The sequence below is a fragment of the Pseudoalteromonas sp. S3260 genome (assembly GCF_005886925.1).
GTDB classification, from domain to species: domain Bacteria; phylum Pseudomonadota; class Gammaproteobacteria; order Enterobacterales; family Alteromonadaceae; genus Pseudoalteromonas; species Pseudoalteromonas tetraodonis.
The window spans coordinates 1-25618 of sequence record NZ_PNCV01000004.1; the positions used below are offsets into that span (position 1 = coordinate 1).

Sequence of the window (25618 nt, forward strand, 5' to 3'; positions counted from 1 at the left end):
AGGCAAGGCAGAGCCTATGTGGTGTGGTTATTCCCCAGAAATAGGCGATAACGCAGCATCAATGCCAAACAGGCGCTGCCCTTCGGGTTCTGCCTAGGGGCGATTTACTCTTTGTTGCTCGGTTCTTACTTAGTCCACTAGGTTACAAACCTCGCGCCGCGATTAAACCGCCCCTAGCTTGAACAAATATTAATCCGCAAAGGTCAACAGACCCTAGCTTTACAAGCACAAGGTTATTACCCCTGTGCTTGTTACGTTGAGTTGTTATTGTAAGTAGTCAACAACCAGTTGAGATAATGATTCTACGCCGAGTTGTAAGGCGCTTTCGTCAACATAAAACTGAGGTGAATGATTACTTGCTGCCGTTTTAGCGTTTTGATCTTTTGGAGTGACGCCTAAAAAGTAAAATAGCCCAGGGGTTTCAAGCGCATAATAACTAAAGTCTTCTGCGCCGGTAATTAAATCGGTGGTAATAATGTTGTCAGCACCAGCAATACGGGCAAGCGTTGGGGTCATTTTTTGGGTGAGTGCTACATTGTTTACTGTGACAGGGTAGCCGTGGTCTATATGCACATCGGCTTTAGCACCAGCGGATTCGGCTACCAGCTCTGCGGTTTTAGCTAAACGTTTTTTAATATCGGCACGCATAGTTTGATCAAAGGTTCTAATGGTACCAATCAGCTCTACATTATCAGGGATTATATTTGAGCGTATGCCGCCATTAATTGCGCCAAACGAAATGACTGAAGGTGCTTTAGTTACATCAACTTGGCGAGAGGCGATTGTTTGAGTTGCCATTATAATTTGTGATGAAGCAACAATTGGGTCTACGCCATTCCATGGACGTGAACCATGTGTTTGACGCCCAGTAACGTTAATTGTGAAAGAATCTTCACTGGCCATTAGTGGCCCTTCACGAAAGCCAATTTGCCCTGTATTGAGTGAGCTGGTGACATGTAAACCAAACACGGCCTCAGGCTTTTGCTTAAATAAGCCTTCTTTTAACATCAGCTCAGCGCCACCTTCTTCTCCCTCGGGGGCACCTTCTTCAGCCGGTTGAAATACAAACAGTACTTCGCCCGCTAACTGATCTTTTATTTTTACCAGTGACTCTGCCACGGCCATTAAAATAGCAACATGAGTGTCGTGCCCGCAGGCATGCATAACGCCTACTTCATTGCCTCGATAGGTTGATGTTTGTTTAGAGGCAAAGGATAAATCAACTTGTTCGGTAACCGGTAAAGCATCCATATCAGCACGCAATGCGATTAAAGGGCCTTTTTTACCGCCGCTTAATTTTGCCACAACACCGGTATGAGCAACACCGGTTTGTACTTCAAGACCCAGTGATTTTAAATGTTCAGTAATGTACTTGGCGGTTTCAAATTCGCGATTACTCAGCTCTGGATATTGATGTAAGTGACGACGCCATGTAATGATTTTTTCACTCACACTTTGTGTTGCTTGTTCAAGTTGGGTGTTAACACTCGCGGCAAAACTAGGGGCGGAAATGGCGGTTAATAAAAAGCCACCACATATTATTTTTTTTATCATTATGATTCCTTGGTTGTTCGTATGTAACTAACTTACGCTATTACGCTGATAAAAAGTAGTGCCGTGCGATAGTTAACAAAAAAGTTCACGGTGTTTTCAATGGCGGTTTATAAAGCCCATAAACTGTTCCAAATAGCACAATAGTTTAGCGCTTTTGTCGTATTTTAACGCAGATATTTAGCCTTAACAGCGAAAATGATAACAAAATGTTGCATTTTTTAACTTTGTTCCCAATACTGGTCAATGCGTTGCTTTTACCATGCACCGACAACAGCGTGTAACAAGCTAAGCATAATAAAAATATTGAATCAGTTAAGGATTAATATGAACAACACACACATATTTAAACGCGTCTCTTTATTTGCAGCAGCATTAAGCCTGCTAATGAGTTTTTCTGCGCTCAGTAAAGAGTATAAGGTAATTTTAATTCATGGCTTACAGGTATCACAACTTACCAATAGAGCAGCCAGTGATGTGATAAACGATGGACAAAGCTATTGGCAGTCTTACTGGGTGAACCGCGCAGATGAGCGCATCGATTGGCCTGCATATGAACGAATAGAAGGAAAAATCACCACCGATTGGGTATGGCCTAAACTACAGCAAATTTCTCGCTCAAATCTATGCGAGCCAGGCTGTGTATTTGTGACTCATTCAACCGGTGACTTAGTTGCCCGATATATTATAGATAACCAAGAAAACTGGCTTGCAAGTTCCGGATTACAGCCGCTTAATATTATTGCCACCTTTGATTTAGCCGGTGCTGGTGGCGGCAGTGAATTGGCCGACTTAGCGGTGAGTACATTAACAGGCGCATCGTGGAATTTTGCTGTAGATGCCGCGCTAACGTGGTGGTTAGGCAGTGAAGTTAATGAGGCGATAGGCGTATTGCACGATTTAAAAGTAAATAATGCACGCAGAATTGCGCCATTACCTGATGCACGCACACCTCGTTTACGTTTTGTAGCCGATGGTAATGCTTACTTAGGTTTAACGGCTGGATTTTTACGCGGTAATGACGACTCGGTAGTGGCTACTCACTCATCATGTGGTGCAAGCTCGGTAAACTCATTTGGTAGCTGTAGCACCAATATTGACACTAATGGGCGTTTAAAATCGCAAGGTGATGCTGTTAATAGTTTTATGCCATATCATTACCCATTAATGATGACTAACAGTTACAGTCATAATGAGATTCAACAAGCGCAGCGCCAAGGAAATGTAACGATTGCGATGAATAACATTACGGTAGCTGGCGACACGCTAGGGTTTGAAACCGTAGATGAAACCACAGGTAGTTGGTTTTGGAAGAAACAATATCGTTATGTAAAAGACTCAGATAATTTGAGTGCATCGGCACTTATATATAATGTGATCCCGTGATATAAGCATACTTAAAACATCGTGTAGTATACGTACTACACGTTTTATATAGGATAACTAACCGATGAAAAAGTCCTACGTGATTGGCTTTGCTATCAGCATGGGCCTACTTATGTGGTTTTTAATTGATGAGGGTCATGCAAGTTACCCCCTAAAACAAGCCCCTCTCAATGATAAAAAGCCGATATCGACACCTCCTGCTCAGCAGCGCACGCTAAGCCAACCTGTGATAAAGGCAACAACAAAAACCAGCTCAGTAACTCAGTCAGCATTTGATGAAGACTTAGCCAAAGCGGCATCGGCGGTGGCACAACAGTATCAACAAAGTTTGGCGTTTCCGCCTTATTCACAACCATTAACGGTATATGATGAGGACAGACTTAAGCCAAATCAGTTCTTTCCTGTTAGCAGCCCAGTGGGTGAGCAAGGCGGGGAGTTAACAGTGAGCTTGTCTCAATATCGGTATGTGTATCCACAAGCTATAGAGCTAACCGTAAGCGCCCCAAATTTAGGTAAGGCGGTAGTAACACTCAGTAATACAGACACCAAAAAGTCGCTAAAAACGCAAAGTGGTGTGGCTCGTCAAAACGAGCTGGCAATGACATTTAAAGGTGAAGAAGACTATCCACGTAATTTACAATTATTAGTTGAAGCCGATATCGCGGGTAAAATAGTCTCGGTGGTGGCACAAATACACTATATGCCGCCTAGTGCAACCTTAACTGGTTTTGAAAACGCCTATCCACGTAATGAAAACATGATAGTACCGGCCAATTTAACAGTTATAAAAAGTGGCTTATACCGTTTAAGAGCTAACTTATACAGTGGAACTTCGCCATTAGCACATTTAGTTGCTAAAGCGCGTTTAAATGAGGGCAGTCAGCAAATTGACTTTAAAGCGCATTGGTCTGTTTTGCCCAAGCAAACGAATGACTTACGGTTAAGCGATTTTGTTGTTGAGCGAATGTCGCCAAGCCCAGGTGAGCTTAACAGTTTTGGTGAAAGTGAAATTAGCGAGTTTACTATTGAAGATTTTGCTTACGACAGCTTACAACAGTTGCCTTATCAGGCAAACAAACAAGAAATGCAGAGTTTAGAGTTTTTACAAGGATTAGCTGCTGGTCAGTAGCAGCATAGAACAAAGTGAAGGGTTTGCATTACTACAAACCCTTAAAAATTAGCTTAAATTAATGGTAACCACGTCGGCTTGGTTTGTTTCATCTTGTTCATGATTAACTGGGACTTTTGGAATATCTGGTTTATCGAGCGCGATATCGCCCCCATCAATAACGTCACCCGTTTGCAAGTTGGTAAAATCAAATAATTGATTATCAGCTAAGTGTGAAGGCACAACGTTTTGCATGGCGGTGAAAATACTCTCTATACGGCCTGGGTGCTCTTTATTCCATTGCTCTAGCATATTTTTAGTGTGTTTACGCTGTAAGTTTTCTTGTGAGCCACATAAATTACACGGAATAATAGGGTAGCCTTGGCTGAACGCATATTTGCTTATATCGGCTTCTTTACAATATGCCAGTGGGCGAATAACCATATGCTCACCGTTATCGCTCATTAGTTTAGCCGGCATACTTTTTAGTTTTCCGCCATAAAACATATTTAAAAACAAGGTTTCTATCATATCATCGCGGTGATGACCCAGTGCAATTTTAGTCGCACCTAACTCTTTAGCAGTGCGATATAAAATACCGCGGCGCAAGCGAGAGCAAAGCGAGCAGGTTGTTTTACCCTCAGGAATAATATCAGTTACAATACTGTAGGTATCTTCTTCTACAATTTTGTATTCAATATTTAAATTATCAAGATACTCAGGAAGCACATGCTCAGGAAAACCAGGTTGTTTTTGGTCGAGATTTACTGCAAATAAATCAAACTTGATAGGTGCAACACGTTGTAAATGTTGCAACATGTCGAGCATAGTGTAACTGTCTTTGCCACCCGATAAGCACACCATAATACGGTCACCTTCTTCAATCATGTTAAAGTCCATGACAGCTTGACCTGTGAGGCGGCGTAAACGCTTTTGAAGCTTATTTAAGTTGTATTGAGCTTTGGCTTGAGCAGAATGAGACACTACGCCCCCTTATAAAATAGTACGGCAAAATTAATTGCTAAAAATAAAGGGGCATATTATAAGTCATATGTAATATGGGAGCTACTGCAAACGCTAACTTTCTGCAAGCGGGCTTACGTACCCATCAGGTTTAAGTGCAAGTACATCACAATCAAGGCTGTCAATAACATGCTCAGCAGTGTTGCCTACTAAGGCAGCGCTTAAGCCAGTCCGTCCGACCGTGCCAATAACCACTAATTCGCTGTTTAAGCGTTTTGCAACATCCGGTATCACATCTTCTGGCAATCCCTCTTCAATAAAGCATTGATCAGAGGTTAGGTTAAACTCGTTAGCTAGTTCATTGGTTGATTCAATATGATGTTTTTTAACTGATTCATTGTAAAGCCCAGGGTTAAATTCTGGGATTTCTATCGCAATATTTACTGGTGTAGCAGGGTAGGCATTGACTAAGTTAAGTTTAGCATTAGCCAGTTCACATAAAAATTGTGCATCTTTAATTATGCGTTTATTCAGTGACAGGTGCTGATCATTTTCACTGACTGCATTAACAGCCGCTAAAATATTCCCATGTGCTGGCCACGCCATATCTTTTACAAATAATACAGGGGTTGGGCATTTTCTGACTAAGTGCCAGTCTGTTGGCGTGAAAATAACCGCTTTAAGAGCACCATGCTGATGAGTACCTTTGATCACTAGGTCATATTTATCATTAATAACGGTATTAATAATGGCTTCGTAAGGGCGGTTATGCCAAATGACTTGGGTATTAATATTAATGTTTTGATAAGGAGAGACAAGATCTTTTAACCATAGTTCGCGATCTTTTAACACTGCTTTACGCATTGCTTCACGTTCATCACCAGAGAGCATAGTAGTCATTTCGTAAGAGAAATCGTACACCGTCATAAAGGCGGTAATGCTAGCCCCTGATTTTTTGGCTAAATCTATTGAACGCGCGAGGGCATTTTGATCGTCTTTAGTTGGGTCAATAACCGCGATAATACGTTTAATCGTTTCCATTGTGCTACTCCATTCACTTAACAGTTATACCTTGAGTGTAACGCAAATACACAACAGTTAAAGGGGTAGCACTAATATTCTTGTTCTATATCAAGAAATAAAGCTTCTCTAATTTTGAAACCCTTACCCTGCATTAACGTGTGTAGAGCTTTACAAAATTTAATTATTTTCAGGCTTTATTAAAGTGTTGTCTTCCACAGTGAATCCACTCGTTTTTTTCACAAAGTCTACTTCGGGTAGTAAGTTATAAACATTATCTTTGATTGTAGAAAATAGATAACTCTTTCCACCTCGAGTAAATAAATTAATAAGATACCAATATTTTTTTTCAGGATAAACAGTCATATCAACGTCAATAAAGTGATTGTTATTGATATAAATGCCTCTTACGTATTTGTCATCTATTAGCTCGCCGGTTACATCTGACTGTATTCTAATGCCTCCCTTAGAACGTAAAACTGTGTTGTGAGTAAAATAAATACTTCCCCAATTAAAAGGCTCCGTCACACTTTTTGGTTTGTTAGGGTAAGCATTGAGGATAAACTTATCACTGTCTATGAAGGTATTAGCAATAATTTTTACGTTAGAGTAATAAGTAATTTCTATAGCGGTGCCTTTGGTGTTTTTGAAAGTGTTATATCTTACTAGAGCCTTTGATACAGGTTTAACCGTGGCAAATTTCAATGCTCCCTTCAATCCCTCAAAAATATTATCTTCAACTGTAATATCATGCGTACCTCCATAGTTATTATTCCACGGGTGAGTAGTTGTTACTTGTGTGACATTTTCAAAGTAATTATTACGAATATCAATTCTGAAAGAATTGATATTCGTATCATGGGATGATAAGTGTGAAGATGTTGCTCTTATAGCCGCATCGCCAAAATCAAAAAATTGATTATGTTTAATTGAAATATCTTCGGAGCCTGCAAAAAGGATACCTTGCTCACCCCAAACATAATTAATTTTGTCTGTGGTTAACCCTCTAAAAATAAAACCATTAATTTCTATGAAGCGTGAATTATAAAAGGATAAAATATACTCTCCTTCAAATTGGTCACACTTTTTTAGTATAACGCCAGTATTAGCTGTAATAACAATATTGTTAAGATTTCTAACAATAATAGCTGAGCAGATGTCATAAACTCCTGGCTCTTCTATTTTTAGCGCGGAATTTTCTGCAGTGTTTAAAATCAAGTCTTTTAGTGCTTCTGAGTCATCAATGCCATCATCGGGGATCATTGAGCTCGATGCTTGGCTACTAAATAAAATACTTAAAGAAAGAGCGATAAATAGAAATAAAGATTTAGGCATAAGATTGTCCTTCTATGTAAGAGTTTAATAGGACGTAGTTGCTTTTATATTAAAAAATGAGCCAGACAATTCATTCATCGACTCTTAAAAGTGAATGGTTAATAGCTCTACTCAAAGTGTTAGTAGAGATAGAGCATAATTGCAATAATTACGCTCCAATTCAGGGTAGGATTAATTTTAAAATGAGAAGCGATTATTAACGAGGCTTAACAATCGCAGCAGTTTTGGCTAAAGCGTCATTATCTAAAATAGTAATAAATTTACCTTCTACTTTAATTAAGTCGGCTTTTTGGAAACGACTTAACAAACGGCTAATAGTTTCTACTGTTAAACCGAGGTAGTTGCCAATTTCACCGCGGGTCATGGTAAATCTAAATTCTTTACGAGAAAAACCACGCTCACCAAAACGCTCTGATAAATTATAGATAAAACTCGCTAGGCGTTCTTCTGCTGATTTTTTATTCAGTAATAACAGCATTTCCTGATCGTAGGTTATTTCACTGCTCATTAAACGCATTATTTGTTGGCGCAATTTAGGCAGTTTACCGGCTAGTTCGTCAAGAGTTTCAAAGGGAATTTCACATACCATTGAGGTTTCTAGTGCTTGAGAAAAACTTTGATGTTGCATTTTATTGATGGCGTCAAAGCCAACAAGGTCACCCGCTAAATGAAAGCCTGTAATTTGCTCATCGCCTTGCTCTGACAAGGTATACGATTTAAACGACCCCGAACGAACTGCATAAATTGCATTTAAAGGTGCGCCCGATTCAAATAAGTAGTCACCCTTGTGTAATGGTTTTTTTCGCTCAATGATCTCATCAAGTTTATCCATTTCTTGGCCATTTAAAGAAAATGGTAAACATAACTGGCTAATACTGCAGTTATTACAGCTAATGGCACAATTACCTTTAGCACGACTTTGAGAAAAATCCATAAGTTCAATCCGTTAAATTTCTATGCACAACATTTACCAATGTTAATGCACTAGCTTGTCTGTTGCAATGATCAAAAGGTAGATACCATACCAAATGATAACACTGCCTAATATTATTCGCGTCCAAGGGTGATTAAAAAGCGTATTGAGCTTTTGTGCAGCCACACCTAAGGTGATCATGGCAGGGAACGTCCCTAGGGCAAATGCCAGCATAACCAGAGCACCATTTATGGCAGTGCCACTGGTCATCGCCCATGTGAGCGCAGAATATACTAAGCCGCACGGTAACCAGCCCCATAGTGCGCCATAACCAAGCGCTTTTAATGGGGAATCAATGGGCATTAAATATTTATTAAGTTTAATTAAGTGCTGCCAAATGAGGGTTTTGCCGAGTTTTTCGAGCCATTGTAATGTCGCGGCTAAGCGCATGATATAAACGCCGACCAGTAACATAAACACGCCCGCTAAAAATGATAAAAACAGCGCAAAGGCCGAGTTTTGTGTGGCAAATTGACTACTAATACCGGCGACTAGGGCACCAGCAAGCATATAACTTAGCGCTCTGCCGCTATTATAGGCTAGAGAATACAACCAAGTTTGGCGCTTGTTACTGGCTAATTGTAATGAGCTGGCAATGCCGCCGCACATAGCAATGCAATGGCCACTGCCAATCAACCCCATTAAAAAAGCGCTAACAAAAATTGGATCAATCATTACTTTTATTATGTTGCTCTTTATCGTCTTCAAACAAAATACTGTGGCCTTGCTTGTTTAAATCAGAGAATTGCTCGCCTTTTACTGCCCAAAAAAACACGCCAATGGCAATTAGTACAAACAAGATAGCGATAGGAACTAAAATATAAATTATGCTCATAACTTTAATAGCCTTAGTGAATTACATATCACAATAATAGAGCTGGCAGACATACCAATTACCGCCATCCAAGGCGCAACTAAACCCATAGCAGCAAGCGGTAATATAGAGCCATTATATAATAAAGAAAGCGCTAGGTTTTGCTTAATTATACGCCGTGTTTGCCTAGCAATCGTCAACAAATGATCAATAGAGGCTAAATCACTGTTAAGCAGCACAACATCGGCACTGTTTTTAGAGATATCAGCTCCTGTTTCCATGGCGATTGATAAGTGGGCGCTGGCAAATACTGGGCTGTCGTTTACGCCATCGCCAACCATAGCAACAACTTCACCTTGAGTTGACCAATGATCAACGGCGTCTTGTTTATCTTTTGGACTACAACTGGCTTGTACTGAATCAAGCTTTAATTTTTTTGCCACCTTGGCACCGGCATCTGAGGCGTCACCTGTTAGCATATGACAACTTAGATTGGCAGCCTTTAACGAGTTAATGAGTTTATCGGCATCTGTTTTTACTTTATCAACAAAGTAAAAGCGTGCAACGGGTTGCTTGTTTATGTAAAGGGTAGCTTGCGCATTGGTTTTTTTGGTATCAAACCAGCCACTTTTACCAATGGCGTAGTGCGTATTATCGTATTGAGCGCTGATCCCAACCCCTGGATGGAGCTGTACATCGTCAAATTTACGCTGACCTTTAAACTCTTTAAAGGCACTAGCAATAGGGTGCTCAGAATAGCTCTCAAGCTGTGCTGCAATATCAAGAATTTGCTCTTTGCTGTAGTTATCATCAAGTATGTCAACAACATCGAGGCTAAATTTACCTTGCGTAAGCGTACCGGTTTTATCAAAAGCAACTAAAGTAAGCTTTGAGAGTGTTTCGAGCACATGTGCTTGCTTAATTAATATTCCTTTACGAGTTAAGGTAGCCACAGCACACGTTAACGCGGTTGGAATAGCTAAACTCAATGCGCACGGGCAAGTGGCCACTAACACCGATATAGTGATCCAAAAAGCGACATCAGGGTCAATTTGATACCAGCCAATGGCGGTTAGAGAGGCAAAAACCAGTAACACGGCAACAAACCACTGCGCTACTTTGTCGGTAATTTCTACTAACCGTGGGCGTTTTGTTAGGGCATTATGTTGCAGGCGAATAATTTGATTAAGCAGGGTATTTTGGCCCAGCTTATTGATTTTTATTTCAATAATACCATCATGATTAACCGTGCCCGCATACACGTTATGATCAATATACTTTCGTACTGGCTGATGTTCACCAGTCATCATAGACTCATCAACACTGGTGCTGCCTTTGACTAAGATGCCATCGGCAGGGATAGTTTCGCCTGCTTTTATTAAAACGATATCGTTAAGCTTGAGCTTTTTAGCGGCAATTATGTGCTCTTTGCCGTTTTCATCGAGTGTACGGGCAGTCAGTGGCAGTAGCTTTTGTAAGTTGGCTGTAAATTCACTGGCCTTTAAGCGCGCTCTAAATTCTAAGTATTTACCTAATAAGAGTAAAAAGGTAAACATACAAATAGATTCAAAGTAAACTTCACCGACTTCCATTACGGTGGCGTAACAGCTTGCGCCATAGGCACCAAAAATCGCCAATGATACCGGTAAATCCATATTCAGTTGTTTTGCTTTTAAGCCGTTAATTGCATTACTTAAAAAGGGCAGGGCGCTGTATAAAATAACGGGCGTTGCAAGGATCAAGCTGATCCATCTAAAGTACTGTTCAAAATTACTGTCCATCCCAGAGAACATGCCAAAGTACATAGCAAAGGCAAACATCATCACTTGCATGGTCATTAAGCCTGCCACACCGAGGCGGCGAATATAGGCTTTAGCTGTTTGTTGTTTTTGCTGGGCTTCTACATCTGATTGGAATGGATAGGCTTTGTAACCTATTTCAGCCAGTGAGGTGATTAGCTCACTTAAAGGGGTTGCGCTTTTATCCCATTGGATCATAGCGCGATTAGTTGAGGTGTTTACATCAACGCGCTTTACCGATTTAAGGTTAAGTAATTGCTTTTCAATAAGCCAGGCACAGGCGGCGCAGATAATGCCCTCAACACTGAGAAGCACCTCAGAGTTGTCGTTATGCGTACTGATAAACTCATCTTGAATATCTTCATTGTCATAGCTTTTAATAAAAGCGAGTTGTTCAGGGATGAGTTGCTCTACTTTACCGGCACTAACAGTGCGATATTTGTAGTAGTCGGTCATCCCTTGGTCAATGATATTTTGTGCAACAGCTTGGCAGCCAATGCAACACATTGGCTCAGCGGTATTGTCTATAACAACATGTGCGCTAAATCCAGCAGGCACACTTTCAAGACAATGAAAGCAATTTTTAGACATACTAAATACTACTTATAGTTAGGAGTCACTAAAACGGTGGCGGTGGTTGGTAAACTAACGTTTTCTTTCATTTTCCAACTGTTATCAACGGGTTCAATAAACACCGAATATGCGCCTGGTATATAGCTTTCTAATAATGCAGTGAACTCTTGATTAGCATTTGGGGTGAGAGTGGCCTCAAAATCGTGCGCTTTTATGGTACGGTGAAAAAACGACAATCTTAATGCGTGTATATTACTGGTATCTCCTTTGGTAAATTTAAAGCTGACACGCTCATCTGATACATTTAGGTCGCCATGTAAATACAACGCTTTTGCTTTATCAAACTTAACGAGTTCTAAGTTGATTGCTTTGCCTTTTTTATAGTAATCATCTACAACCATATCTGGGCCGTTACCAATGGCTGTAATAAATAAACTAATGCAGCCAATAATTGCAGCTAAAGGAAAGAAGATTAAAAACCAAGGCCAAAAATTTTTATACCACGGAGTCGGTTGCATAGTCGCTCTAAAATTAATTAATGTGCGGCTATATTATAATAAATAGAATGAAAAGACTAAAAAAAAGCCTCCGAGTGGAGGCTTTTTTGATCTGAATTAATCTACTGAAATAAAAAGATTAAAACTGAAACGTTTTGTTAACTTTATCGTTATTTATCTTGCGATAAGCTGTAAACGTAAGCAGTTAATAGGTGAATTTTATCTTCGCCTAAAATCTCTTTCCATGCAGGCATTACACCAGCACGGCCATGGTTAAGTGTTTCTTCAACAGCGCGTTGAGAGCCACCGTATAACCAAATGTTATCAGTTAGATTTGGTGCACCAAACGGTAAGTTGTGTGCAACTGAACCTTTACCATCTGCACCATGACATGCTGCACACATCGCGAATTTCGCTTTACCTGCATCGGCATCTTTTTGGTTTACAGTACGACCAGATAGGCTAAGTACATAAGCTGTCATTTCTTTAACGCCTTGCTCACCTAATGCATCACCCCAAGGTGGCATTGCTGCAACACGACCTAAAAGTAATGTTTCTCTGATCTTGTCAGGTGTACCACCGTACAACCAATCGTTGTCAGTGAGGTTAGGGAAGCCAGTACCACCACGAGCATCAGAGCCATGACATTGTGCACAGTTTTGTGAGAACAAACGTTGACCAATTTCAACTGCGAGTTGACCTTGAGTTTGCTCATGTTTAGTGCCGTTTTCTAGCGCAACTTGCTGTGCTGCATCACCAGCAAATTTAGACTCTACTAAATCTAGAACAGGTATTTGAGCCAATTCATTAAAAATAGGACCAAAACGCTCTTCAGCAGCGCGGTATTCAGCATCTAGCTTTACAAAACGGCCATCTTCTTTCGCTTCAAGGACTGCTTCTTTCGATTCAGTTAAAGAGGTAATACCTTGGTTTGAGCTTGTCCATTTTGCTAAACCTTCCCAATTACCTAAACCTGGGTAGGCTGCTAAGTAATAAACAGACCACACAAACGTTGCGAAGAACATGTAAGTCCACCATTTTGGTAGTGGATTGTTTAATTCTTCAATGCCGTCAAACTCATGTCCACAGCTTTCACCTTCTTTTACGCCTACATAGTTTTTTAAGTTCCAAACTAGTAGACCAAAGATAATGATTAAGCATGCAAGGGTTAATACAATAACCCATATACTCCAAAAGCTAGTCATTTCTCAGACCCCTTTTCCTCGTTAGAGAGTGTATTGTTGTGTTTTTTTTCATCTTCAAATATGACATTAGCAGCGTCTTTAAAACGACCTTTACTACGCTTGCTATATGCCCATCCAACAATCACAATAAATAATACTAAAATTACCAGAGTCAAAATGCCTCTGTATGTCCCGTAGTCCATAATAATCTACTTCAAATGTGTGCCAAGTTGTTGCAAATAAGCGATAAGGGCTTGCATTTCTGTTGCACCTTTACCGTCATTCATTGCGTCAACTTTAGCAATGTCAGCGATTAATTCCTCGTCACTGCCATAACCTAGACCCGGGTGTTTTGGGTTTTCTGGATTGATAGCAAACGTGTCACGGAAAATTTGTAGTTTTTTCAGAGTCAGACTTGTATCAAGCGTGTTCTCTGCTAACCAAGGGAAACTTGGCATATTAGACTCAGGAACCACGGCACGTGGATCCATTAAGTGCGCATAATGCCAATCATCTGAGTAACGTTTACCTACTCGTGCTAAATCAGGGCCAGTACGTTTAGAACCCCAAAGGAAAGGGTGATCCCATACTGACTCGCCTGCTACAGAGTAGTGACCGTAACGCTCAACTTCATCACGAAATGGACGGATCATTTGAGAATGACAGTTAGCACAACCTTCACGTACATAAATGTCGCGACCTTCAAACTCTAGTGCGTTTAACGGGCGTAACCCATCCACTGGCTTGGTTGTATCGTCTTGGAACATTAGCGGCGTAATTTCTACTAATGCACCGAAGCTGATTGCGAAAACAGTCAAGATGGCCATGAGGCCAATGTTTTTCTCGATAATTTCGTGTTTGTTTTGTGAATTTTTATTGCTCATTATCTAACTCCGTTATGCTAACTGCGCTTGTTCATCAAGTTCTAACGAGTTATTTTTCGCTGAAACTGTACGATAAACGTTATAAGCCATAACCAGCATACCTGTAACGATGAACACACCGCCTAAGAAACGCATAACATAGAAAGGATGAGAGGCTTCTAACGACTGTACAAAGCTGTACATTAATGTACCGTCAGAGTTAACTGCACGCCACATTAGACCTTGCATTACACCTGAAATCCACATTGCAACAATGTATAAAACAACACCCACTGTGTGTAACCAGAAGTGTGTATTGATTAATTTGATGCTGTACATACGACCTTGCGAGAATAACGCAGGGATAAGGTGGTAAATAGCACCGATAGAAATCATCGCAACCCAACCTAATGCACCTGAGTGAACGTGACCTACAGTCCAATCTGTGTAGTGCGATAACGCATTAACAGATTTAATTGCCATCATCGGGCCTTCAAATGTCGACATACCGTAGAAAGACAATGAAACCACTAAGAAACGTAAAACTGGGTCAGTACGTAGCTTATGCCATGCACCTGAGAGCGTCATAATACCGTTGATCATACCCCCCCAAGACGGTACGAATAAGATAATAGACATCACCATACCTAAGCTTTGCGTCCAATCAGGAAGCGCAGTGTAGTGAAGGTGGTGAGGACCTGCCCAAATGTAAAGCGAGATAAGAGCCCAAAAGTGAACAACCGATAAACGGTATGAGTAAACTGGACGACCCGCTTGCTTTGGTACAAAGTAATACATCATACCTAGGAAGCCAGCAGTTAGAAGGAAACCTACTGCATTGTGTCCGTACCACCACTGAACCATTGCATCAACCGCACCGGCGTAAATTGAGTATGATTTAGTTAGTGAGACAGGAACAGCCATGCTGTTAACAATATGAAGTACTGCAACAGTAATAATGAAACCAGCATAGAACCAGTTAGCTACATAAATATGCGCTACTTTGCGTTTTGCAATAGTGCCCATAAATACAATAGCGTAAGTTACCCAAACAACAGCAATTAAGATATCGATTGGCCACTCAAGTTCTGCATACTCTTTAGAACTTGAAATACCCATAGGTAGAGTAATTGCTGCTAGAACAATAACTAACTGCCAACCCCAGAAGGTAAAGGCGGCTAATTTGTCTGAAAGAAGGCGCGTTTGACATGTACGTTGTACGACGTAATAAGACGTCGCAAAAAGTGCACTTGTACCAAATGCGAAAATTACTGCGTTCGTGTGTAACGGACGAAGTCGAGAGTAAGTTAACCATGGTGTGTCAAAGTTAAGAGCTGGCCAAGCTAATTGGGCAGCTATCAGAACCCCAATACCCATGCCAACGATGCCCCAAATCACTGTCATAATAGCGAATTGGCGTACAACTTTATAATTGTACTCAGTTTGTGATGCTACTGTTTGGCTCATTTTCTGGCTTCCGCTGCAATAAATGCGTTTAGAAATGAATTACCTACTTGTAAAAGTAGGACCTACTATTATTCCAAAGTATACTATCTAAAACCCACAATATGTGGTTGTTAAAGATAATAATCTCAAGAAATACTTGTTTTTTTTGCGGTTGAAATGATAAATTTTTTGGCCTTAAAAAGATAGGTCAATTGCGTAATAATATGACATCAATCAAACTTTATTAACTTGCTGTCTATTTTTTGAGGTGATTTGTACCTTACTTGCCCATTAAAGCCGATAATCAACCAACGTGTCCAAATGTTGGACTAATACATTAGATACTTTGAGAACCTGCATGTATATATATAGAGTATGTTTACTTTCTTTTCTACTATTCTTACTAGGTTGTGACTTTTCTGGATCAACACCAAAAGTAAATCAATCACAAACAGAGTGTAAAAATAACAACCCGTGTATTTTTCCAAATCAAGTTAAAGTTTGGCTAAGCGAAGAAACCCTATCACCAGAGACACCGTTTTCAATTTACACTCAGTTTCCGACTGGTGTAACAATAACTGCAGCTAAATTAGAAGGCGTTAGCATGTATATGGGTTACATTCCCGTACAATTTAAAAATCAGGGCAGCGTTTGGGTAGCTAATACTATGGTAGGGATTTGCTCAGAAAAAAACATGGTGTGGAAGCTTATTCTTACTACTGTCGATACAAACACTGGTATAAGTGAAAATGTTGAATATTTTTTTAACGTTACCTATTAAAGGCTTTCTACTCAGGCGTGGGTTTTAACTGCGCCATTCTCGTAAAATTATAGCGGCAAAGCCAAATGCCTCACATTTAATAGTTATTTGCAATTAAAGTCTATCTGATAAAATAACCATTCTTAATATAGCTTTTACATATCCATTTACCTTCCAAGTTTATAACTTAAGCTCTGCTTGGCTTACTTATTCAATTGTGCTCATACGTGCAATAAAGCACCCATGTCATTAATATGTAGATTTATCTAATGGATCCACTTTGATAGCCGTTTTTAGTTTAATTGGCAGCCCGTCTTAAACCTTCAATACACATAAAATTTGCGTGATTAAAACTTATAACAAAAAAATTCAGACTAAATAAACAATCTACTTGCATAAATATGGTTAGTAATTAACACCTAGTTTTACCGTTTTAATAACGAGCTGTGATTAACATGTTAATTTTCCTGTTTAGGGCACATTATTGTAATAATTACATTTGATTACAAACTCTACTTATTTGATTTCAGCTGTGTTTTTTATGTGATTGCTTGGTCTTTAGTTTATGATTTTTAACTGTTTTTATTAATTAACAATGAAACATACTGTAACCTTTGTTCCTTTCGTGGGACGTCTTAATTTTCATTGATTGCATGGTGATCGTTCGTTAAGTTTTCATTCAGTTAAAGGCGCCTAAGTTGCTCCCGCTCACTCAAAATTCTCATAAAAGTGAGCATTACCAATTTAGGTAAATTTTCAACAAGTAGGGTTCATCCATGAAAAAATCAACTCTTGGTTTAGCTGTAATTGCAGCGATCCCAATGTTCTCAAGTGTTCAGGTTTTAGCTGCAGACGAAGCAGCAAAGTCAATTGAAAAAATTCAAGTAACGGGTTCTCGTATTAACCGTACCGATATGGAAACGGCTAGCCCAATCACAGTAATTGGTGATGATTTTATTGCTAAGAGCGGCTACACCTCAGTTGCAGATGTACTTTCAAACCAACCGTCAGCGGCAGGTATGAGCTTAGGTGGGACTAGTAACAATGGTTCTGGTGGTTCTGCTACAGTTAACCTTCGTGGTATGGGCGCACAGCGTACCCTAGTTCTATTAAACGGCCGTCGTATGGTTTCATCAGGCACTGGCGCTGATTCTTCTGTTGATTTAAACACTATTCCTGTTGCCATGATTAAATCAATCGAAATCTTAAAAGATGGCGCATCAGCTGTTTATGGTTCAGATGCTATCGCTGGCGTTGTAAATATCATCACGAAAAAAGATTTTGAAGGTTCTGAAGTCAATGTTGAAGGTAGCCAAACTACCAAAGGTGACGGCACAAACTATGGTGTTAGTTTACTTCATGGTATGCAAGTGGCTGACGGTAACCTAGTATTAGGTGCTCAGTACACAAGCCGTGGCGATATTATTCAGTCAGACCGTAAATTTGTTGAGCCAGGTTGTTCGTCTTACATCCCAGAAGGGACTTTAGGTGGTAAAGCGCCAAATGGTCAAGGTGGATTCAAAGACCGTGATACATGTTATGACTACACACCGTCAAGCTATGCACAAACACCAAGTGACTTATACAGCGTCTTTACTAGCTTTAATAAAGAACTTGATTCAGACACAACATTTAATGTTGATTTAATGTACACACGTCGTGATTCAAGCCAACAGTTAGCACCACAACCTGCAAGCATTGATTTAGACACTTCAAAGCTAAGTAATGCATACACTAATGCATTTATCGATGAAGATGGTGTATTAGCCGATTCATTAGAGTACCGTCGTAGAATGGTTGATGCGGGTCCACGTATCTATGAGCAAAAAACAGATACATACAGAGCGTCTATTGCATTGCAAGGTCTTTTAGATAACGATGCAAGCTGGGACATTAGCGCAACTTACGGTCGTAATGACTCAGAAGATAAGGTTCAAAACTCAATCCATGCGGGTAACATGGAGCAAAGCATTTATGGTGACCAAGCGCTTTGGTTTAGTGGCGATGCAATTAATCGTGACCTATTAGTATCGAGCAACTCTCTTTACACAGAGTCAAACGAAGGTGGTAATGAGCAATTCATCCTATCTGCGGGTTACAGTGCTGTTACAGAGAGTGATATTGGTTACGCAATTGGTGTTGAGAATAGATTCGAAAGTGGTTTTTATACACCAGATTTAATTACTCAAAGAGGCGAAAGCACAGCTTCACAACAAGACCCAACAGACGGTGATTACTCTGTTCAATCTGTATACTTTGAAGCATCTATGCCAGTGCTTGAGTCAGTTACTCTAGAAGGTGCTGCACGTTACGATAACTACTCAACATTTGGTGGTGAAACAACGTGGAAACTTGGTGCTACTTGGAATGTAACAGATAGCTTTATGGTTCGCTCTGTACTTGCTACTGGTTTTAGAGCTCCAAATGTTGCTGAATTATTTGGTGGTAATACAGGTTCATTCGATTACCTAGAAGATCCATGGGGTAACGAGCAAGATGCACAAATCGAAGTTAACTACACAAGCGATGATAATCTTCAAGCAGAAGAGAGCAGATCATTCACATTCGGTTTAGTGTGGGAAGTTGCTGACGGTTTATCAACTACATTAGATTACTGGAAGTTTGATATTACTAATGCAATTACGCGTTTAGACGTACAAAACGAAATGCGCAACTGTTTTGCTGGAAATACGCAATCATGTGCAGCAGTAAACATTACAGCTGATGGTGATTTATCTGAATTAAGCTCAGCATTAACAAATGTAGGCGCACAAGATACATCAGGTATTGACTGGAATATCTCTTATACAGCTGATAACTACCGTATCAACCTAGATACGACTTACTTAATTGAATTTGAGCAAGACGAAATTGATTACACAGGCACTATTGATGGAAACATTGGTGGTTACTCTGAAATTAAGTCAAACCTTTCAGTTAACTACGATATTAATGATGATATCAGCGTGCTTTACAACGCTCGTTATATCAAAGGTATGGACGGTGAGTACTATGGTGAATTCTTTAGCACAGACGACACTGTTTACCATGATATCTCTATGAGCTATAACTTAAACGACGATGTTCGTTTAACTGGTGGTATGAATAATATCTTTGATAAAGAGCCTGAGTCAGTGCTAGGTGGTAATGATATGGGTACTGTCCCAGAGCTTTACGACGTAATTGGTTCTCGTATCTTTGCAAGCGTAAACGTTAAGTTCTAATTTTAATTCATTAGAACTACTAAAAGGCCTAGTTTTTACTAGGCCTTTTTTGTTGAACAAAATTAAAGAGGCACGTAAACTCAGGTAGATAACCGAAGGAGGCATCATTGTTAAAGCAAGACGAAAATTTATCGTTTGTTATTGAACCGCAACTATCACCGCGTGCAGAGCAGCGTCTCGATCTTTATTTTTCTATCCCAAACGAAATGGGTATTAACGCGCAAACACTCAGCGAAGAGTCTTACTTTAATAACCAATTTAAATCTTTTGTAGCCTATAACGCGAATAACATTCATCTTCCATTGGTACGAAGCCGTTTTGTTAGTAAGAACAAAGGTGAGCAGCAAGATTACCGACAAAATTTAAATCTATATTGTTATCAAGTGCGTCTGGCAATTGATGCCGATATTAAAGATGCGTTAAAAATTCAAGAAAGCGATGAGTTTTATCAACGAGCCATGAAGCTCTGTGAACAAAGCCAAAGCCTACTTAGAAAACTCAGACGTTACACCCCAGATAACGAAAAGCTGATCCCGTTTTATACTAATGCTGATAACTACCTAAGCTGGCAAATTGAACAAACTTTTTTAAAGCTACTTGATGAAGGCCCGCGTAGTAGCGATCACGCTAAAGAACGAAATGACTTATTAAACTTTTGTAAGTCAGAGAGTGAGTATCGAGCAGAGCAGCAATATAATTCTGACTCAACGCTTAAAGACGCCAACAGAATTACTAATAAGATGCGTTTACTCCAGCGTTTAATAGAGCATGGAGTGATTTTACAGCGCCAAACACGCTATCTTAATAGCTATTTAAAGCGGTTGGTAAAAGGCTCTGTAACGGCTGTTATAATGGCTTTTGTGATGGTGGTAATACTCAATGCGCGTTCTACCTTTACTGAAATAACCGCTTCATTAATTCTAATTTTAGGGGTTATTTACGGGCTAAGAGAAATATTTAAAGAAGATATTACCCGTATTATTTGGCGTGCTATTGTGCGAGGGCGGCCAAAATGGCGCTTTATTTTTAAAAACAGTATCACAAAAGATAAAGTGGCGAGTCAGTTTATTTGGTTAGAGTACACCCGGTTTAAAAAAATCCCCAAAGAAGTGAGGAAAATTTTTTCTAAGCGTCGTCAGCAAAACAAACAGGCGGCGCAATGGCTGCATTTTGCTAGTGAAACCCGGGTAAGTGCTAAAGAATTTTTGCCAGGCTACGATAGCTTGCAGCAAACGCTGCAATTTAATCTCGCACCGTTTGCACGTTATTTAAAAAAAGGGGAAGGGAAGCTCTATCATTTAGAAAACAATAAAATTTCTAAACAGGGAGTAGAAAGGCGCTATCAGTTAAACATGGTATTGGTTCTAACCGAACCGGATAAAACGCTCTATCAGCGTTACAAAATCACTTTAAACCGCAGTAAAATAGTCAATATAGAGCTTATTTACACCAGCGATGCAAAAAAAGAGGAATAACATACGTTATTCCTTTGTTGTCCTTATTTATCTGTTAGCCCTTTTTTGCTGTAAAGCGTTACTTTGTCTGATACCAGGGTAATTTCGATGTTTTTAGCGTCATCACCCCAAGTACAGCTAGTATGTAATGTTTTTTCTACACAGTTATCAGCACTGCCTAAAAGTGCTTCAACTTCTGTTTTGTCCATACCAATTTTAATTTTTTCGTAATTTTCCATGCTTACTTTTGAACAAGCAGCAAGACTCAGTGCTGCAGCAATTATTAGGAGCTTCTTCATAATTATTTTCCTACTGTTAATGGTTAAATTTTCGAATTTGTACAATCATACCCATACGAGGATGATCAAAGTAATGAATATCTTCGCTGAAAACGCGTCTAAATTGTGAAAAACGGGCTGATTCTAGCTCACCATTATCTTGCTTTTCACTAATATCGAAATCCGCATTAATGTATAAATAATGGCGTAAATGTATTTTCAATAAGCCATCTAACTCCCATTTCATGGTCGGAGACTGTGCTTCATTAAACAATGTCTCAGGAGTATCAAGTAAGCTAATAAAGTCGGAATTGGCGTAACTAAAACCGGTGTTCATATTGTTTTTTAATTGGTTGCCTGCAAATAAGTGCATACTAGGGGAGCGTGATTTACTTGCGCCTTCAAACCGCCAGCCGGTATGTAATATAGGGGTGAGTCCTTTGCGGTCTAAAGCTTGGCGTTGTTGTTCAAACTGCAGTTGTTCAGGAGCGAGCAGGTAAGTTTGCTCCATCGTATCTTGTACTGGTGCTTGAGGGGTTACTGGCAGCACATCGTAACTTTTTACATAATCAATGCTGTCATTACACGCTGCAGACTGTGGGTTTGAATTAACCAAAGTGTCAGCAAATGTACGTGTTTGAAAGCGTGGGTCACCGTTTATACACGCGTCCATTGCTTGGTTTTTATAAGCAGAGGCCAATAAATCTAAGGTGTTTTTATCTTCAATGGCGTCATGCTTTAAGCTAAAGTCTTCTTGTAAGTAAGGAGCAGGGTGCTGTTTAAATATTAACACCTCTACTTCAAACCAGCGCTCTGCAAATGCAGTACTGCTAAATAAGCAGCATAAAATAACCAGCGATTTTTTCAGCAACATTAATGGCTAACCTTTTTTTCGAAATCTGCAATCATAGCAGTGATCATTTTTAAGCGTTCACGGGCATTCGCCTCGCTAATGGCAAAGCGTAATTTATTTGCGCCATCCATTTTATAAATGTGTGGCGCACTTTGTATCAAACCAATAATGAAGCTAGGATTAACCTTGGTATTTTGACTAAACTCAAAGTAGCCTCCTTTCGGGTTAGCTTCTATTTTGGTTATGCCCAAATTGCTCGCCTGCATTTTTAGTTGTTGTAAACTAAATAGGTTTTTAGCTGCATCAGGTAATAAACCAAAGCGGTCTATCAATTCTACTTGCAGTTCATCAATATCAGCAAGGTTAGCACAACTTGCTACACGCTTGTACATACCTAAACGCGCGTTAACATCATGAATATAATCATCAGGTAACAAGGCAGGTAGCTTTAAATCAACTTCGGTTTGTTTTTGTAATAGATTTTCAAGGGTTGGCTCTTGACCATTTTTAAGCGCGTTAACAGCCTGTTCAAGCATTTCCATGTATAAATTAAAGCCAATGGTTTGCATTTGTCCAGATTGATCGTCTCCTAATAGCTCACCGGCACCACGAATTTCTAAATCGTGGGTTGCTAAGGCAAAGCCTGCGCCTAAATCTTCTAATGAGGCAATGGCATCTAAACGCTTTTTCGCATCTTTAGAGAGCGCTTTAGGGTTACCTGTGAGTAAATAAGCATAGGCTTGGTGATGACTTCTACCAACACGTCCGCGTAATTGATGCAGCTGAGCAAGACCGAGTTTATCGGCTCTGTCCATAATAATGGTATTTGCTGTGGGTACATCAATGCCGGTTTCAATAATCGTAGTACATACCAGTACATTGTATTTTTGGTGATAAAAATCGGTCATGATCTGCTCAAGCTCTTGCTCTCGCATTTGCCCGTGGGCTGAGGTAACTGTTGCCTCAGGCACCCATTCGCTAATTTCTTGAGCAACACGCTCAATGGTTTCTACATTGTTGTGTAAAAAGTACACCTGGCCGCCGCGTTTAATTTCACGCAGTACCGCTTCGCGAATAAGCTCTTCGTCGCGTTGGCGCACAAAAGTTTTAACGGCTAAGCGTTTAGCCGGTGGGGTAGCAATAATAGATAAATCGCGCATACCACTCATGGCCATATTTAAAGTACGGGGGATAGGCGTAGCGGTCAGGGTGAGTATGTCAACATCAGCTCTCAGGGCTTTAATTTTTTCTTTTTGGCGCACCCCAAATCGGTGTTCTTCATCAACAATTAACAGGCCTAAATCTTTAAAGTTGATGTCTTGTTGAATTAGTTTGTGCGTGCCAATAACCACGTCAAGCTTGCCATTACTCATTTTTTCAAGGGTTTCTTTTTGCTCTTTAGTTGAGTTAAACCGAGACAATACACCCACTTCAATTGGAAAATCAGCAAAGCGGTCTTTAAAGTTATCGTAGTGTTGTTGAGCAAGTAGGGTGGTAGGGACTAAAATAGCCACCTGCTTATTATCGTTAACCGCAACAAACGCTGCACGCATTGCTACTTCGGTTTTACCAAAGCCTACATCACCACAGACTAAGCGATCCATGGCTTGTTTTGATTGCATATCACCCAGTACAGCTTCAATAGCGTTACGTTGATCATCCGTTTCTTCAAACGGGAAGCTATCACTAAATTGACGATAAGCTTGGCCATCTAGCGTAAATTTATTACCCGGCTTTGCTTGGCGCTGAGCGTAGATATCGAGCAATTCAGCAGCGACATCGCGTACTTTTTCAGCGGCGCGTTTTTTTGCCTTATCCCACGCATCAGAGCCGAGCTTATGCAGTGGGGCACTGGCTTCTTCACCGCCAGAGTAACGGCTAAGCATATGAAGCGCTGATACCGGCACATAGAGCTTTGCTTCACCGGCATAAATAATGGTTACAAATTCAGTAACCACACCGGCAGCATCAATTGTTTGCAGTCCTTGATAACGGCCAACACCATGGTCAAGGTGCACAACCGGTTGGCCTTCTTTTAACTCTGCTAAGTTACGAATTAGCGCATCTTGGCTTGCTTCATACCTGTGCTTACGGCGTCTGCGTTGTGATACTTTAATTCCAAGCAATTCTTGCTCAGTAATAATGCTCAGGCTAGGTTTTGTGCTAAGCACGACACTTTGTTCAAGTGGGCTTACAATTAAACCAACGTCACTACTGCTGTTGGTAAATTGCTCAAAAGTATCAAACTCTTTGAATTTTAAGCCGCTGGGTTTTAATATACTCAGTAATGATTCACGTCGACCATCCGACTCAACACTAATGACAACTCGGCCTTTTTTCTTTTTTTGCTCTGCCACATAGTTAATGAATGCGTTGTAAGGTTCATGTTGTTTATGATCAATGCGGACATTGGGTAATTCGTTAACGGCAAGGTTTTTATTGCCCGCTTTAGTACCTAATTTTGCTTGTGATAAACGAATACGGCCATAATTGCCCAGGTTTGAAAATAGCTCATTGATAGGCTGATACAATTCATCCGGCGGTAAAAGTGGGCGCAAGGGGTCCACACGGCGGTTTTCATAGCGTACATTAACATCGTGCCAAAAGTTATCCGCCGCATGTTCTAAATCGCCTAATTGCATCACGGTCGTTGATTCTGGCAAATAGTCAAAAATAGTCGCCAAGCCATCAAAAAATAATGGCATGTAGTATTCAATACCTCCAGGCCAATTACCTTTACTTACTTGCATATAAACAGAGTCTTGCTCTGCGCTTGCGCCAAACTTTTCACGATAGTTTATTCTAAAGCGTTCAATATCCGTGTCGTTAGTGGGGAATTCATGGGCAGGAAGTAACTCAATTTTTTCAACTTTTTCGTCTGAGCGTTGTGTTTCCACATCAAATAAGCGAATGGTATCAAGCTCGTCATCAAAAAAATCGAGCCTAAATGGGTGTTTACTGCCCATCGGATATAAATCAACAATAGAGCCACGTATTGCATATTCGCCATGCTCCATAACTTGTTGCACGTGCATGTAACCCGCTTGCTCTAAGTTTTCACGCAAAGCGTGGGTGTCTAATCTATCGCCCACTTTAAAATTAAGCGTTGAACCGTATATAAACGAAGCTGGGGCCGTGCGCAGCATCAGCGTTGATACAGGCATAATGAGCACGCTTTGTTGCTCGTTTTTCAGGGTATTAAGCGTTGCTAAGCGCGCTGAAATAATATCTTGATGGGGAGAGAAATGATCATAAGGCAATGTCTCCCAATCCGGAAATATCATTACCGGATTATCAGGAAGCAAATACTCTAATTCGGTTTCAAGGCGCAAAGCACTTGGTGTATCTGGCGTAACTATTAACACTAAGTTATCTTGTTGTTTTACACCTTGTGCAATGGCAATGCTCAAGCCACTGCCTAAAAGCTCGCCCCATTGAATTTTATCTTTTTGAGATTTTACCCAAGGCAAGGCTGCCCATTGCTCAAACGCCATTAATTACTCCATTAAATTAGGCTCTTAGCTGCTAAGAGCCATA

The 25618-nt window shown here is 40.2% G+C and carries 21 protein-coding genes; 5 read left to right on the forward strand and 16 right to left on the reverse strand.

What is annotated here, in order from left to right:
• Positions 1–264: 264 nt before the first annotated feature.
• On the reverse strand, positions 265–1554 hold the full coding sequence (locus tag CWC14_RS00650; RefSeq protein ID WP_138560707.1) for an amidohydrolase: 1290 nt from the start codon (positions 1552–1554) through the stop codon (positions 265–267).
• 324 nt (positions 1555–1878) lie between these two features.
• Here CWC14_RS00650 and CWC14_RS00655 point away from each other — a divergent pair, with 324 nt between their 5' ends.
• Together CWC14_RS00655 and CWC14_RS00660 are read left to right on the forward strand one after the other, a co-directional pair.
• Entirely contained in the window at positions 1879–2937 is a 1059-nt protein-coding gene (locus tag CWC14_RS00655; RefSeq protein ID WP_138560709.1) for a hypothetical protein, read from the forward strand.
• Between the two features lie 64 nt (positions 2938–3001).
• Positions 3002–4066 carry a hypothetical protein gene (locus CWC14_RS00660; protein WP_138560711.1) on the forward strand — a complete coding sequence of 355 codons (1065 nt, stop codon included), beginning with the start codon at positions 3002–3004 and terminating at the stop codon, positions 4064–4066.
• Positions 4067–4114: 48 nt separating this feature from the next.
• Here the strand turns inward: CWC14_RS00660 and ttcA are convergent, their stop codons facing one another.
• From ttcA to ccoN, 12 genes are all read right to left on the reverse strand, one after another.
• Entirely contained in the window at positions 4115–5029 is a 915-nt protein-coding gene (ttcA, locus tag CWC14_RS00665) for a tRNA 2-thiocytidine(32) synthetase TtcA (protein ID WP_058154443.1), read from the reverse strand.
• A 93-nt stretch (positions 5030–5122) separates the two neighbouring features.
• On the reverse strand, positions 5123–6049 hold the full coding sequence (gene uspE, locus CWC14_RS00670) for a universal stress protein UspE (protein ID WP_036983022.1): 927 nt from the start codon (positions 6047–6049) through the stop codon (positions 5123–5125).
• Positions 6050–6208: 159 nt separating this feature from the next.
• A complete protein-coding gene (locus CWC14_RS00675) occupies positions 6209–7363 on the reverse strand; it encodes a right-handed parallel beta-helix repeat-containing protein (RefSeq protein ID WP_138560713.1) in 1155 nt (384 codons plus the stop codon).
• A gap of 196 nt (positions 7364–7559) precedes the next feature.
• On the reverse strand, positions 7560–8297 hold the full coding sequence (locus CWC14_RS00680; protein ID WP_013464664.1) for an FNR family transcription factor: 738 nt from the start codon (positions 8295–8297) through the stop codon (positions 7560–7562).
• 42 nt (positions 8298–8339) lie between these two features.
• Complete coding sequence (locus tag CWC14_RS00685) at positions 8340–9011, reverse strand: sulfite exporter TauE/SafE family protein (RefSeq protein WP_024601376.1); 672 nt, start codon at positions 9009–9011, stop codon at positions 8340–8342.
• Positions 9004–9171 (reverse strand): cbb3-type cytochrome oxidase assembly protein CcoS, encoded by a 168-nt coding sequence (gene ccoS, locus CWC14_RS00690; protein ID WP_008109812.1) that lies wholly within the window; start codon positions 9169–9171, stop codon positions 9004–9006. Before ccoS ends, CWC14_RS00685 begins: the two co-directional genes overlap by 8 nt.
• Positions 9168–11540 (reverse strand): heavy metal translocating P-type ATPase, encoded by a 2373-nt coding sequence (locus CWC14_RS00695; RefSeq protein WP_138560715.1) that lies wholly within the window; start codon positions 11538–11540, stop codon positions 9168–9170. The genes ccoS and CWC14_RS00695 overlap by 4 nt, the downstream gene beginning before the upstream one ends.
• 8 nt (positions 11541–11548) lie before the next feature.
• Entirely contained in the window at positions 11549–12040 is a 492-nt protein-coding gene (locus tag CWC14_RS00700) for a FixH family protein (RefSeq protein ID WP_024601378.1), read from the reverse strand.
• Between the two features lie 149 nt (positions 12041–12189).
• Positions 12190–13224 (reverse strand): cytochrome-c oxidase, cbb3-type subunit III, encoded by a 1035-nt coding sequence (gene ccoP / locus CWC14_RS00705; protein ID WP_033102689.1) that lies wholly within the window; start codon positions 13222–13224, stop codon positions 12190–12192.
• Positions 13221–13406, reverse strand: a complete 186-nt coding sequence (locus tag CWC14_RS00710) for a cbb3-type cytochrome oxidase subunit 3 (RefSeq protein ID WP_138560717.1) — start codon at positions 13404–13406, stop codon at positions 13221–13223. The genes ccoP and CWC14_RS00710 overlap by 4 nt, the downstream gene beginning before the upstream one ends.
• A 6-nt stretch (positions 13407–13412) precedes the next feature.
• The gene (gene ccoO, locus CWC14_RS00715; RefSeq protein WP_033102690.1) at positions 13413–14087 is read right to left on the reverse strand and encodes a cytochrome-c oxidase, cbb3-type subunit II; all 675 of its coding nucleotides are present in this window, start codon (positions 14085–14087) and stop codon (positions 13413–13415) included.
• A 12-nt stretch (positions 14088–14099) separates the two neighbouring features.
• The gene (gene ccoN, locus CWC14_RS00720; RefSeq protein WP_013464670.1) at positions 14100–15533 is read right to left on the reverse strand and encodes a cytochrome-c oxidase, cbb3-type subunit I; all 1434 of its coding nucleotides are present in this window, start codon (positions 15531–15533) and stop codon (positions 14100–14102) included.
• A 337-nt stretch (positions 15534–15870) separates the two neighbouring features.
• Between ccoN and CWC14_RS00725 the strand changes: the two genes are divergently transcribed.
• From CWC14_RS00725 to CWC14_RS00735, 3 genes are all read left to right on the forward strand, one after another.
• Positions 15871–16293 carry a hypothetical protein gene (locus tag CWC14_RS00725; protein ID WP_138560719.1) on the forward strand — a complete coding sequence of 141 codons (423 nt, stop codon included), beginning with the start codon at positions 15871–15873 and terminating at the stop codon, positions 16291–16293.
• Between the two features lie 755 nt (positions 16294–17048).
• On the forward strand, positions 17049–19496 hold the full coding sequence (locus CWC14_RS00730) for a TonB-dependent receptor plug domain-containing protein (protein WP_076920811.1): 2448 nt from the start codon (positions 17049–17051) through the stop codon (positions 19494–19496).
• A 107-nt stretch (positions 19497–19603) separates the two neighbouring features.
• Complete coding sequence (locus CWC14_RS00735) at positions 19604–20971, forward strand: hypothetical protein (protein ID WP_033102693.1); 1368 nt, start codon at positions 19604–19606, stop codon at positions 20969–20971.
• Between the two features lie 23 nt (positions 20972–20994).
• Here CWC14_RS00735 and CWC14_RS00740 read toward each other — a convergent pair whose 3' ends face one another.
• The 3 genes from CWC14_RS00740 to mfd are packed head-to-tail and all read right to left on the reverse strand — an operon-like array spanning position 20995 to position 25575.
• Positions 20995–21249, reverse strand: a complete 255-nt coding sequence (locus tag CWC14_RS00740; RefSeq protein ID WP_013464674.1) for a hypothetical protein — start codon at positions 21247–21249, stop codon at positions 20995–20997.
• A 16-nt stretch (positions 21250–21265) separates the two neighbouring features.
• Positions 21266–22102 carry a peptidoglycan binding protein CsiV gene (locus CWC14_RS00745; RefSeq protein ID WP_138560721.1) on the reverse strand — a complete coding sequence of 279 codons (837 nt, stop codon included), beginning with the start codon at positions 22100–22102 and terminating at the stop codon, positions 21266–21268.
• A complete protein-coding gene (gene mfd / locus CWC14_RS00750) occupies positions 22102–25575 on the reverse strand; it encodes a transcription-repair coupling factor (protein ID WP_033102695.1) in 3474 nt (1157 codons plus the stop codon). Before mfd ends, CWC14_RS00745 begins: the two co-directional genes overlap by 1 nt.
• Positions 25576–25618: the final 43 nt, after the last annotated feature.